Consider the following 12,104-nt stretch of genomic DNA (forward strand, 5'->3'; position numbering starts at 1 on the left):
GCCTGCATCATTTGCTCCCTCCCTGATGGTCCTGTTGTATGGCACGAATCAAACCGGCACTGGCATCTTCAATATAATCCAACACCAGGTCAAAACCATCCGGGCCTCCATAATAAGGGTCGGGCACGATGTCGCTGTCACTTTGGATTGCATATTCCATCAAGAGCTTCAACTTGTGTTGATGCGCCGCCGGACAGGAAGCTTTCATTCTGGCCAGATTATCTTTGTCCATGGCCAGTAATAAATCAAATTTCGCAAAATCATCCGCACTGAGCTTGCGCGCTCTTTGCTGCGATAAATCTATGCCCCGGCGGGCAGCAAATTCCTGCGAGCGTGGGTCCGGCGGTTCGCCGATGTGATAAGCATGGGTGCCGGCAGAATCGATATGCAGATCCAGTTGCGCCGCTTCAGCATGGGCGCGAAATACCCCTTCGGCGCTGGGTGAACGGCAAATATTGCCCATGCAGACAAACAGGATTGCTCTGGTGGTGGAGTTTTTCATCACAAAGTCGGAAATTACCAGAAATTCTGGGTAGAAACATAAAAACTGGATAGTTCATGACATGCTAACACGCAGGTTTCTCGTCAGCAAAGTCAGATTCTCATACCAGAAAAACACATGTTATTATTTCAGCCCGCAGTAAGCTTAATGGCCAACTTGGCTGCAAGCCCTACATAACACAGAGACACGTATGACAGAAAACATCTCAAACAATGCGACAGCCGTCAGTTTTCGACCTGCTGTTGACGCGGACGCAGAAATGATCGCCGATCTGGTCAACAGCGCCTATCGTGGCGACAGCAGCCGCCAGGGCTGGACGACAGAAGCCGATTTATTGCAAGGTGCACGCATACATGCGCCAGAAGTGCGCGAACTGATCGCCACGCCCAATTCCGTCATCCTGCTCTGCCTGCAAGGTGAAGACATCATAGGTTGTGTCAATCTGGAGAAAACCGAAGGTGCCGCTTACCTGGGCATGTTCGTGGTGCGCCCCGTCTTGCAAGGAAATGGCATAGGCAAGCATTTCATGCAGACGGCTGAGCAGCACGCGCAACAATTATGGGGTGTAGGTAAAATCTGGATGACTGTCATCAGCGTCAGGAAAGAGCTGATTGCCTACTACGAACGCCGTGGTTATGTACGTACAGGCCGCTTCAAGCCTTTCCCTTCGAACAATGGCAAGGAACAGATGCTGGTTGAAAACCTGCAGTTTGAAGAGATGGAAAAAATACTGTCCTGACTTCTGGCACTTGCATATCCCTGGTCAATGATCAGGGTTTATCGTGATAAAAATAGATCGCCCCACATAGTGCAAGACCCACAAGGTAGAGCAACCAGGTTTCGTTGCCTATCAGATAGGGATAAAACATCAGGCCTATGGCCAGCCATTTGATGCGGGTACTGGATTTTTTCTTGCCATAGGCATAGGCCACCATACCCAATATACCAAAAAGGATGGCACCAAATATATAGGCAGGGCTGGGTAACATGCTTAACATGAGAGCGGTAAGATCCTGTTCATCCAGCATGGGCGACCTTTAAAATGGAGTACATGTTGCAGTATAAGATATAAAAGGCTATTCCCGCTTCATCCATGAAAACAGCAAATATACAGCTCCTGCTGGAACAGGCGCTCGCCAGACATCAGCAGGGTCAGTTACAGACAGCAGAAGCATTGTATCTGCAAGTGCTGCAACTGCAACCGGCACAGTTTGACGCCCTGCAATTATTGGGGGTACTGGCACGCCAGCGTGGTGACGCAGAAACAGCCATCAACCGCCTGCAACAGGCCATTGCCGTCAACCCGCAGCAAGCCATTGCGCATTGTAATCTGGGCGCTGCCCTGCAAGATCTGGGGCGCTCGCAAGAGGCGGTAGCAAGTTATGACCGGGCATTGCAATTGAAACCGGATTACGCCATGGCCTGCAACAACCGTGGTAATGCTCTGCGTAGCCTTGGCCATAAGGAGCAGGCGCTGGAAAGCTATGATCGTGCCTTGCAGATCACACCCGCCTATCCCGAAGCATTGCTTAACCGTGGCCTGCTATTGCAGGAACTGGATGAACACGAAGCTGCATTGCCAGACTTTGATGATGCCCTGGCCTTGCGCAAGAATTATACGGAAGCCCTGTTTGCCCGTGCCGTCAGTCTGCAATACCTGCATGCCCATGAAGAAGCACTGCAAGATTACGACCACCTGCTGCAACAAAACCCCGCACATAGTGAAGCCTGGTGTAATCGTGGCATGCTGCTACAAAAAATGCGGCAGTACGAAGCGGCCTTGTACAGCTTCGATCAGGCACTGGCAGGTAAACCCAATTTCGCCAAAGCGCATCAGCAGCGCGGCCATTGCCTGCATCTGCTACAACGCAATGATGAAGCCATTAGTGCGTATCAAAATGCACTGGCACATGGAGCCAATGCAGAACAGATTCACTACGCCCTGGCCGCATTGGGAACAGGGGAGACACCTGCAGCAGCGCCGCCGGGCTATGTGGCGGAATTATTTGACCAGTATGCTGATCACTTTGACCGCCATTTGCTGGATGTGCTGGGCTACACTGTACCTGATCTGCTTGCCGCCGCCATAGAGCGGCACCGAGGTACAACAACACGCGAAAGCCTGGACTTGGGTTGTGGTACAGGTCTGTGCGCACCGTCACTGCGTCGTTATTCAAGCAGGCTGGTAGGTGTCGACCTGTCAGAAAAAATGTTGGAAAAAGCACGACAGACTAGCCTGTACGATAGCTTGCATTGCGCTGACATTACCAGCTTCCTGTTGACTGCCACAACTGCGGAATATGGCCTGGTCATCGCAGCTGACGTATTTGTGTATGTTGGCGACTTGCAGCAGGTATTTTCCGAAGTCAGCCGTGTGCTGAATAATGGTGGCCTGTTTGCATTTTCAGTCGAAGCCGGGGATACCACAGATTTCTGCCTGCGGCCTTCACATCGTTACGCCCATACTGCGGATTACCTGCAGCGACTTGCACAGCAACATGATTTCGTCATCGCAGAAACACGTCAGGAATTTGCAAGGCGCGACCATGGTGAAGATATCGCCATTCACATCGTGCTTATGCAAAAATGCTGACGAGCATATTCAAGCCATGGCAAGTATGGCTACTGACGTAGCAACGCCGGCAAACCAGACCAGTGAGCGCAACATGCCCTGATTCGCCAGATAGGTGATGATGTACACAATCCGGATGGCAATGAACAACACGGCCAGTTGGTCTATGCGGACCTGATCAGCATGTGACTGCTGTGCCAGTACGACGGCAGCAATAAATAGCGGTAAAGCTTCAAAACCGTTTTGTTGTGCAGCGTAGGCCCTTTGCTGCCAGCCACTCAAACCCTTTGCCCATTCGCGCGGCGCCTGATTATCATAGACTTCACTTTGGCTAGCTTTCTTTACCGAACCCGCCTTGGCCAGCCCGACGCTGACCACGGGTAACATACATGCGGCCAGTACACACCAGTTTGCTATGCTCATCTTTTTCTCCTGAAGTTTATGTCCACGATAGTGCCGAGTCGGCACGATACCACGTTGCGAATCTGTAGAACTCATTTCATCAATAGGGATGAGATGGCTTCTATTAACAATTCGCAACACATTCCTTGTCAACATGATCGCCCCGTATCGCGTTCTTGGCTTACGTAGACTGACTACGTAAAAGAAATCAACCACAGAACAGGATTTAACATGAACAAGCTGATCGCCACTCTCGTTGCTGCTACCTTCGCTATGGGTACAGCGTTCGCTAGCACTCCTGCGGAGCCAGCAAAAACAGCGGTTCCGCCAGTTGCCTCTGCCAGCGCATCGGCACCTGCTGCTGCACCTGCAGCGCCAACAGCCGAGAAAAAAGTTGTGAAACATGTCAAACATGCGAAAGCAAAAAAGACTGCGAAAAAGACAGTAAAAACTGAAGAAACAAAAGCAGTATCTGCTAAATAACTGACGAACTAATTGCTGGCAAAACAGCAGGAAAAATAAAATCGGCGCAATGTGCGCCGATTTTATTTTCAACATCTGTTGTCACCTGTACTCATGAGCAGCACATCCAGCAGCGATGTCTGTGCCAGGTTGAGCAAGGGTATCAAAATTGCCCTGCTCGACCTGACCATCCATAAACTAATTTCACCCAACAGGGCCAGGATAGATTGCTGCAGTAATTTTTACCAGCCGAAATTACCCAGGCTTAACCACAGTAATTTCGACGACATGGCCACTGAACTGTAACGCGCCAACACCATTCATGGCAAAGCCACGATAATGGTCTTTTTCCAGCGGCTTGGCCCAACCTGGGCTTCTATTTGTTACCAGACCTTTACTCTATCTTTCGGTGCCAGGTAAAGTTTCTGCCCAGGCTTCACGGCAAATGTGTCATACCAGGCATCGAGGTTACGCACAGTCAGCACACGGTATTGTCCTGGTGCATGTTCATTAGTGATAACAACGGTGCGCAGGGCTTCATCGCGCATTTTTTCGCGCCAGCTGCGCGCATACGCCAGGAAGAATTCCTTGTCATCTTCTTTGCTGATGGCCTGCCCCTTTTGTTTCATCGAAGCATGGAAGGCGTCGTACGCTGCCATCAGACCAGCCAGATCGGCGATATTCTCCCCTAGCGTCTGTGCACCGTTGATGGCCAGGTCAGGGAAAGGTTTGTACTGGTTGAACTGGGCGACCAAAGCTTTGGAAGATGCCTGAAAATGCGCCAGGTCTGCTTTGCTCCACCAGTTGCGCAATTCACCTTTTGCGTCAAACATGGCACCGGAATTATCAAAGCTGTGGCTGATCTCGTGACCTATGGTGGCACCTAATGCACCGTAATTGCTGGCATCGCTGGCATTCAAATCAAAGTTGGGTGATTGCAAATAGGCAGCCGGGAAGTTGAGGGCGTTTTGCAGCGGCATATTGACCGCATTCACCAATTGCGGGTTCATACACCATTCGGTGACATCAACAGGCTGGCTAAATTTCGCCAATGCGCGACGGTATTCAAATTCCTGCGAGCGTTCACGATTGCCGAAAGCGTCAGTCACATCCACGGTCAGACCGGCATAATCACGCCATTTGTCCGGGTAACCAATACCGACATAGGTGGACTTGATTTTTGCCAGGGCTTCCTGCTTGGTGGCTGGAGCCATCCATTTCAGGGCCTGGACCCGCTCACTAAAAGCAGCCAGCAAATTATTCACCATGCCATTGATACGGGTCTTGGATTCTGGCGAAAAATTTTCAGCCACATACAGTTTTCCAACTTCTTCACCGAGGGCATTATTGGTTGCTGCCACTGCATATTTCCAGCGCGGTTGCGGTGCTTTGGCACCGCTCAGTGCACTGTAAAACTTGAAGTGCTGATCAAAGAAAGCTTGTGGTAACACATTCGAACGCTGGTTGATGGAATGGAAGCGCAAATAATCCTGCCAGCTTGCCAACGGTATATTCGCCACCAGTGCCGACGACGCTTTCAAGGCACCCGGATGCCAGATGATGAATTTACTTTGTCCATCCAGACCTGCTGCCTTAAAATAGGCAACCCAGTCCATACCATGGGCTTTCTTGTTGAAGTCAGCCATGCTCCAGGTATTATCGGCCTTCAGGACATCTGATGTTGCTTCACGATTTGCATGGCCTTTGGCGATCAGCATTTCCAGATCAAATACACGCTTGGCTGCCTGCTCCGCATCCGGTACATCTGCCAGCTTCAGAGTGGCGGCGATATGCGCCAGATAGTTTTTTCGCAGTTCAGCCATCTTGGGGCTGGCTGACAGATAGTATTCACGGTCAGGTAAACCCAAACCACCTTGCAAGAGGTAGGGCATGTACTTGCTATGGTCATGGAAGCCTTGCGACACCCACAGGCCAAACAGGTTTTCGGTAAACACATTGGTGGCATTAATAGGATCGACATCAGCACGCAAGTGTTTACCCAGATAGCTTGCCAGTGCAGTTTTATCTTTCAGGTCAGCAATGTTTTGCATCTCTCCCTGCAAAGGTACCAGGCCGCGCTGATTAATGGCATCAGTGTTCAGGTAAGAAGTATAAAAATCACCTATCTTGCGGGCCGCACTGCCAGCCTCGGCCTTGGTCGCCTGTTCTATCAGCTTCTGGACCTTGGCGTCGGATTCTTCCACCAGTACATCAAAAATGCCTACAGCGACTTTATGATCAGGAATGACCGCCGTCTTTTCCCAGCCGCCATTGGCATAACGATTAAAGTCGTCGCCCGGTGCAACGGAAGTATCCATGTCACTGTCTTTGTTTGTCGCCGCTGCGGTGGGCACATCGACGGCATTTGCCTGAACGTGCATCAAAGGCAACGCCAGCATGATCTGCAGGCACACCCTGGCAAGGGGTTTCAATTGAAACTGCGTCTTATTCATGGATTTCTTTCTTGTGGAATGTTGTCATTGCTATTTGGTCGACAGCATAGGCTTGGAAGGCTTTTTCACAAACGAGTTCCAGGAATTTTCTAATTTTCTTGCTGCTTCAGACCATAGACTGCCTGGCAGCCCAGCGCCGGTTAACAATTTTGTGCCAGTGCCAACTATTTTTCTGGCCAGTGCGCTTTAATGATCTGTGCAAGTTTGTCAAAAGCTGGCTGTATCTGGTCGTCTTGAACGCAGGCGTAGCCCAGTAGCAGACCAGGTTTGGCAGTCGACTTATGCATGTAGTAGCGCGACAAGGGGCGGGCGACAATGCCAATGGCGCGGGCAGCACGGCTGATGGCAAAATCATCTGACCCTGCAGGCAATTCCAGCGCCAGATGCAGTCCCGCTTCGCCACCGCCAGTTGCCAGTTGGTCACCAAAGTGATGTTGAATGGCTTGCTGCAGGAGGTTCAGGCGTTTTGCATAAAGCAAGCGCATGCGCCGTATATGGGAAGCAAAATGTCCTTCCCGCATGAAGTCGGACAAGATAGCCTGGATGAACATTTGCCCACCACGATACAGTTCAGAATGCCCGGTTGCAAAAGCATCGGCCAGCTTTTCCGGTACCACCAGAAATCCTACCCTTAATCCGGGAAACATGGTTTTCGTGAACGTTCCCATGTACAACACGCGATCATTCACATCCATGCCTTGCAGCGAAGCAAGGGGCCTGCTGCCGTAACGGAATTCACTGTCGTAATCATCTTCGATGATCCATGCCTTCTGGGCTGCGGCATATTCCAGCAACATACGTCGCCGTGACAGGCTCATCACCGTTCCCAACGGATATTGATGGGATGGGGTAACTACGATGAAACGTGGTGGCACTTGTAAATCCTTGGGATGCAGACACATGCCCTCTGCATCGACAGGAATCGGCACTGGTTGTATCCCTTGTGACTGCAAGACACTGCGCGTACCCCAGTAGCATGGATCTTCCAGCCAGGCCCGGTCACCGTTTTCGCCCAGCATGCGCATGATCAGATCGATGGATTGATGTATGCCCGTCGTAATCAACACTTGCTCTGCTTTACAGTTGACAGACCGGGCAACCCGCAGATAGTCGGCAATAGCTTCCCGCAATGGGTAGTGGCCGCCAGCATCGCCGTAGGTCATCAGATCGGCGCGGGAACGTCGCCAGGCTTTATTTTGCAAACGGCTCCAGATCTTGTTGGGAAACAGGGTGACGTCCGGCACACCAGGCATAAATGCTCCCCACTGCAAATCACTGACCCCGGCCTTTTGCAGTAATTGCTTGCCGCGCTGTGACAAACCTGATGAGCCGGTTTGCGCATCCCCCCTATCTGCAGTTGCTTTGTTGTGTGGGAACAACGTAGCGATCTGATCGGAAACCGTATCTGCAACAAAACTGCCTGCGCCTCGCCTGGTTTCCAGATAGCCCTCGGCGATCAATTGTTCATACGCATACGTGACAGTATTGCGCGACATTTTCAGCTCTTTGGACAAGTCTCTGGACGACGGCATTTGCAGGCCCGCAGGCAGACTACCAGACAGCACCGCTTCACGGATCACCTGGTAAATCTGACGATTGACCGGACCACCATTGGCACGGTCTATACGCTGCAGCAAAAAATCTGGCAAAGAGGCGATGCGCAAAATACCACCATTTAATAGTCGGGATTGAATACATACGATTTATACGATAGCACCAATTGCCCCCCGCAAAGTGGCACCATCAAATAATCAAAAGTGGATATATAAGATAGCACCAAATCGACCTTAATATGAGTTATCACATAGAACTCATTTCATAAATAGGAGCGAATGCGAACAAGGCGATTTGGGATGTAGTGCAAGGCGTGACGCGCAGCTAAGGCTGGTGCCTTAGCAAGCGGCACAACGCTGCAATACGCCCAAATCGTCAGTTCCCGAAGGGTTTGCCACATAACGCGTGCTGGACTGCGTTGGACTCGTTGTCAATAGCACCGCTATTGACTGCCTCGTCCGCCTTGCCAGCCCACGTTATGAGGCAAACGCATCTCGCCCCTATTTATGAAATGAGTTCTAGTCATAACAGACGTATTGCTCTAGAACAGGAAATGAATATATGAAGAATGTCGATTTACAACAACGCAAAGAAGCCGCTACGCCACGCGGTGTTGGTGTCATGTGTCAGTTTTACGCCTCGCATGCCCAAAATGCAGAACTCTGGGATGTCGAAAACCGGCGCTATATAGACTTTGCCGCCGGTATTGCTGTTCTGAACACAGGCCATCGCCATCCACGCTTGGTCAGCGCCATTCAGGCACAACTGGAAAAGTTTACCCATTCCTGCTATCAGATCGTTCCCTATGAAAGTTACATAGAGTTGGCTGAACAGATCAACCAGATCACACCGGGTTCCCATGCCAAGAAAACAGCATTGTTTTCGACTGGTGCAGAAGCAGTTGAAAATGCAATCAAAATTGCACGGGCTGCAACAGGCCGCTCTGCGGTGATCGCTTTTACTGGCGGCTTTCATGGCCGCACCATGATGGGCATGGCGCTGACTGGTAAAGTGGCTCCCTACAAATTGGGATTTGGCCCCTTGCCGTCAGAGGTCTATCATGTACCATTCCCTATCGAATTACACGGTGTCAGTACGGCCAATTCCCTGGCAGCCTTGCAAGCGCTGTTCAGAGCTGATGTCGATCCCAAGCGTGTTGCCGCCATCATTCTGGAACCTGTGCAAGGCGAAGGTGGCTTCTATGCAGCACCCGTCGACTTCATGCAAGCCTTGCGTAAATTATGCGATGAGCACGGAATTCTGCTGATTGCAGACGAAGTACAAACTGGCTTCGCCAGAACCGGAAAAATGTTTGCGATGGAACACTACGCGGTGACACCCGACCTGATGACCATGGCTAAGAGCCTGGCCGGTGGCATGCCTCTTGCTGCGGTATGTGGCCGGGCTGAAATCATGGATGCACCGGCGCCTGGTGGTTTGGGAGGCACTTATGCAGGGAATCCTTTGGCGATTGCTTCAGCCCTGGCGGTATTGCAAGTAATTAAAGACGAGCAATTGTGTGAACGTGCACAAGCGCTGGGTGACCGCTTGAAAGAAAAGCTGAATTCATTGCGCGCCAAAGTGCCTCACATTGCTGATATACGCGGATTGGGCGGCATGGTCGCAGTAGAATTTAGCGATCCTGTCAGTGCTCAGCCTGACGCAGACTTCACCAAGCGCGTGCAGACTCTGGCCCTGCAAAAAGGTTTGCTGCTACTCACCTGTGGTACTTACGGCAACGTCATCCGCTTCCTGTTTCCATTAACGACCACCGATGCACTGATGGACGAAGCGCTTTCCATACTCGCCGAGGCGATGCAGCAAGCCTGATCTCTCAGGTAAGTGGACGCTATTGCAATGTTTCAGCTCTAGCGTCTGCTGATGTCGGAAAAAGTAGTGAACGCAAATACAGGGGACATAGCTTGAAACAGGAACATACGACGGACGACGGGCAAGACACACTGGTAGCTTTTCGTGGGGTGCAAAAGACCTATGATGGCGAAAATCTGGTCGTCAAGCATCTGGATCTGAATATCCGTAAAGGAGAATTTCTTACTTTGCTTGGACCTTCAGGTTCGGGAAAGACAACCTGCCTGATGATGCTGGCCGGCTTTGAATTTCCTACCGGCGGAGAAATTTATCTGGGTGGAAAGCTCTTGAACAAAGTGCCACCCCACAAGCGCAATATCGGCATGGTGTTTCAAAACTATGCCTTATTTCCACATATGACAGTTGGGCAAAATGTGGCATATCCGCTGCAGGTACGTGGCATGGATGCCAGCAGCCGCGCCGACAAAGTCAAGAAGGCACTGGATATGGTGCAAATGGGTAAATTCATAGACCGCTATCCTGCACAACTGTCTGGTGGACAACAACAACGCATTGCGCTGGCACGTGCTCTCGTATTCGACCCTGAACTGGTGCTCATGGATGAACCATTGGGTGCGCTGGACAAGCAATTGCGCGAGCACATGCAATTGGAATTGAAGGCCCTGCATCACCGCCTGGGATTAACATTCGTCTATGTCACCCATGACCAGAGCGAAGCGCTGACGATGTCAGACAGGGTGGCCGTCTTTGATCAAGGTATCGTCCAGCAACTGGCTGTCGTAGATAACCTCTACGAATATCCCGAAAACCAGTTTGTAGCCGGGTTCATAGGCGACAACAATAAATTCAAAGCACGCGTGGTTTCCAGCAATAACGGCAATTGCGAGGTTGCACTCCCGGACGGCAGCATACTTCGCGGCATCAATGCCAATGCTGCACAGGCAAACCAGGATGTGGTTGCTTGTGTGCGTCCCGAGCGCATACGCCTGGGCACGGATGTCAATGCCACCGGCAACTCATTTGGCAACATTCTCAAGGCATCGGTCTCAGATCTGATCTATTTTGGTGACCACGTGCGTGTACGGTGTGAGCTGCCGCAGCAGGAGGATTGTTTTGTCAAGCTGACCTTGAACGATCCTGCACTGTCAAGTTTATCGGAAGGCTCACGTGTCACGCTGGAAGTTGATCCCGATCGCTTGCGAGTATTCATCTAGCTCTGCCCGTAAAAAAATAAGCATTATTTATTTGTCGATGTCGTTGTAAACCCAAACTAAGAGAGCCAATATGAAACCTGCTATAAAACCTGTACTGCTTTCACTGCTTCTGTCTACTGGTCTGACACAAGCTGCTGAAATTACCGTTGTCAATTTTGGTGGTGCCAACGGTAATGCACAAAAATCTGCATATGTAGAACCATTTCAGACCACCACTGGAAATAAAATTGTTTCCGTCGAATACAACGGCGAAATGGCAAAAATTAAAGCCATGGTGGAAGCAAAAAAAGTTAGCTGGGACGTAGTTGAAGTCGAATCAGGTGAAATTGGTCGTGCCTGCGAAGAAGGTTTGCTGGAAAAAATAAACATCAGCAAACTAGGAAAAAAATCTGATTTCATGCCAGAAGCCCTGCATGAATGTGGTGTTGGTGCCTTTGTCTGGTCAACCGTCCTGGCTTATAACGCCGATAAACTCAAGTCGCCACCTGTTGGTTGGGCAGATTTTTGGGATGTAAAAAAATATCCAGGAAAACGCGGCATGCGCAAAGGCGCCCGCTACAACCTTGAATTTGCGTTGATGGCCGATGGCGTTCCGACTAAAGACGTGTACAACGTGCTGGCAACCAAAGCCGGTGTTGACCGCGCCTTCAAGAAACTGGATGCACTGAAGCCAAATATTCAATGGTGGGAAGCCGGCGCACAACCGCCACAATTCCTGGTTGCTGGCGACGTCGTGATGACAACAGCATTTAACGGACGCATTGATGCCGCACAACGTGAAGGCCGTAACCTCAAGGTTACCTGGGCAGGCAGTATCTATGACCTGGATTTCTGGGTGATTCCTAAAGGTTCTTCCAACAGAGAGACTGCAGAAAAATTCATTGCCTTTGCCTTGACGCCAGAAGCACAGAAAAATTATGCACAAAAAATCGCTTATGGCCCAGTGAACGTGAACGCACTGAAATTACTGGATGCGAAAACACTGGCTGATTTGCCGACTTCCAGCAATAACGCCAAGGATGCGATCCAGCAAAACCTGAAATTCTGGACCGACCACGGAGAAGACCTGGAACAACGCTTCGCAGCGTGGGCAGCAAAATAATTCAGGCTCCGCT

12 protein-coding genes are annotated in these 12,104 nt (G+C 50.7%); 7 read left to right on the forward strand and 5 right to left on the reverse strand.

Translation table 11 applies throughout. The annotated features are described in order from the left end of the window. Positions 1-7: 7 nt before the first annotated feature. Positions 8-502 carry a low molecular weight protein-tyrosine-phosphatase gene (locus AC1RVX_RS01395; RefSeq protein ID WP_493214778.1) on the reverse strand — a complete coding sequence of 165 codons (495 nt, stop codon included), beginning with the start codon at positions 500-502 and terminating at the stop codon, positions 8-10. Positions 503-692: 190 nt separating this feature from the next. On the opposite strand from AC1RVX_RS01395, the gene AC1RVX_RS01400 reads away from it, so the two are divergent. After that, positions 693-1,241, forward strand: coding sequence for a GNAT family N-acetyltransferase (locus tag AC1RVX_RS01400; RefSeq protein WP_493214779.1), 549 nt, complete (start codon positions 693-695; stop codon positions 1,239-1,241). A 31-nt stretch (positions 1,242-1,272) separates the two neighbouring features. Here AC1RVX_RS01400 and AC1RVX_RS01405 read toward each other — a convergent pair whose 3' ends face one another. Beyond that, the gene (locus tag AC1RVX_RS01405) at positions 1,273-1,500 is read right to left on the reverse strand and encodes a hypothetical protein (protein ID WP_493214780.1); all 228 of its coding nucleotides are present in this window, start codon (positions 1,498-1,500) and stop codon (positions 1,273-1,275) included. 95 nt (positions 1,501-1,595) lie between these two features. Here AC1RVX_RS01405 and AC1RVX_RS01410 point away from each other — a divergent pair, with 95 nt between their 5' ends. After that, complete coding sequence (locus tag AC1RVX_RS01410; protein WP_493214781.1) at positions 1,596-3,095, forward strand: tetratricopeptide repeat protein; 1,500 nt, start codon at positions 1,596-1,598, stop codon at positions 3,093-3,095. A gap of 9 nt (positions 3,096-3,104) precedes the next feature. Here the strand turns inward: AC1RVX_RS01410 and AC1RVX_RS01415 are convergent, their stop codons facing one another. After that, entirely contained in the window at positions 3,105-3,497 is a 393-nt protein-coding gene (locus AC1RVX_RS01415; RefSeq protein ID WP_493214782.1) for an MAPEG family protein, read from the reverse strand. 210 nt (positions 3,498-3,707) lie between these two features. On the opposite strand from AC1RVX_RS01415, the gene AC1RVX_RS01420 reads away from it, so the two are divergent. Both AC1RVX_RS01420 and AC1RVX_RS01425 read left to right on the forward strand, forming a co-directional pair. Continuing rightward, positions 3,708-3,959 carry a hypothetical protein gene (locus AC1RVX_RS01420; RefSeq protein ID WP_493214783.1) on the forward strand — a complete coding sequence of 84 codons (252 nt, stop codon included), beginning with the start codon at positions 3,708-3,710 and terminating at the stop codon, positions 3,957-3,959. 93 nt (positions 3,960-4,052) lie between these two features. After that, positions 4,053-4,244 (forward strand): hypothetical protein, encoded by a 192-nt coding sequence (locus AC1RVX_RS01425; RefSeq protein WP_493214784.1) that lies wholly within the window; start codon positions 4,053-4,055, stop codon positions 4,242-4,244. A 77-nt stretch (positions 4,245-4,321) separates the two neighbouring features. Here AC1RVX_RS01425 and AC1RVX_RS01430 read toward each other — a convergent pair whose 3' ends face one another. Next, positions 4,322-6,391 (reverse strand): M13 family metallopeptidase, encoded by a 2,070-nt coding sequence (locus AC1RVX_RS01430; RefSeq protein WP_493214785.1) that lies wholly within the window; start codon positions 6,389-6,391, stop codon positions 4,322-4,324. Positions 6,392-6,555: 164 nt separating this feature from the next. Continuing rightward, positions 6,556-8,055, reverse strand: coding sequence for a MocR-like pyridoxine biosynthesis transcription factor PdxR (gene pdxR, locus AC1RVX_RS01435; protein ID WP_493214786.1), 1,500 nt, complete (start codon positions 8,053-8,055; stop codon positions 6,556-6,558). Positions 8,056-8,506: 451 nt separating this feature from the next. Between pdxR and AC1RVX_RS01440 the strand changes: the two genes are divergently transcribed. The 3 genes from AC1RVX_RS01440 (at position 8,507) to AC1RVX_RS01450 (ending at position 12,091) form a co-directional block, all read left to right on the forward strand. Further along, positions 8,507-9,775, forward strand: coding sequence for a 4-aminobutyrate--2-oxoglutarate transaminase (locus tag AC1RVX_RS01440; RefSeq protein WP_493214787.1), 1,269 nt, complete (start codon positions 8,507-8,509; stop codon positions 9,773-9,775). A gap of 92 nt (positions 9,776-9,867) precedes the next feature. Further along, the gene (locus tag AC1RVX_RS01445) at positions 9,868-10,989 is read left to right on the forward strand and encodes an ABC transporter ATP-binding protein (RefSeq protein ID WP_493214788.1); all 1,122 of its coding nucleotides are present in this window, start codon (positions 9,868-9,870) and stop codon (positions 10,987-10,989) included. 70 nt (positions 10,990-11,059) lie between these two features. Beyond that, positions 11,060-12,091 (forward strand): ABC transporter substrate-binding protein, encoded by a 1,032-nt coding sequence (locus tag AC1RVX_RS01450; RefSeq protein ID WP_493214789.1) that lies wholly within the window; start codon positions 11,060-11,062, stop codon positions 12,089-12,091. The last annotated feature ends 13 nt before the right edge of the window (positions 12,092-12,104 follow it).

This window comes from Undibacterium sp. GW821-FHT11B02 (assembly GCF_058808955.1).

Excerpts from the sequence above, each read along its gene's own strand:
- AC1RVX_RS01395 (WP_493214778.1), bottom strand. The coding sequence starts at position 502 with ATGAAAAACTCCACCACCAGAGCAATCCTGTTTGTCTGCATGGGCAAT.
- AC1RVX_RS01400 (WP_493214779.1), top strand. The coding sequence starts at position 693 with ATGACAGAAAACATCTCAAACAATGCGACAGCCGTCAGTTTTCGACCT.
- AC1RVX_RS01405 (WP_493214780.1), bottom strand. The coding sequence starts at position 1,500 with ATGTTAAGCATGTTACCCAGCCCTGCCTATATATTTGGTGCCATCCTT.
- AC1RVX_RS01410 (WP_493214781.1), top strand. The coding sequence starts at position 1,596 with ATGAAAACAGCAAATATACAGCTCCTGCTGGAACAGGCGCTCGCCAGA.
- AC1RVX_RS01415 (WP_493214782.1), bottom strand. The coding sequence starts at position 3,497 with ATGAGCATAGCAAACTGGTGTGTACTGGCCGCATGTATGTTACCCGTG.
- AC1RVX_RS01420 (WP_493214783.1), top strand. The coding sequence starts at position 3,708 with ATGAACAAGCTGATCGCCACTCTCGTTGCTGCTACCTTCGCTATGGGT.
- AC1RVX_RS01425 (WP_493214784.1), top strand. The coding sequence starts at position 4,053 with ATGAGCAGCACATCCAGCAGCGATGTCTGTGCCAGGTTGAGCAAGGGT.
- AC1RVX_RS01430 (WP_493214785.1), bottom strand. The coding sequence starts at position 6,391 with ATGAATAAGACGCAGTTTCAATTGAAACCCCTTGCCAGGGTGTGCCTG.
- AC1RVX_RS01440 (WP_493214787.1), top strand. The coding sequence starts at position 8,507 with ATGAAGAATGTCGATTTACAACAACGCAAAGAAGCCGCTACGCCACGC.
- AC1RVX_RS01450 (WP_493214789.1), top strand. The coding sequence starts at position 11,060 with ATGAAACCTGCTATAAAACCTGTACTGCTTTCACTGCTTCTGTCTACT.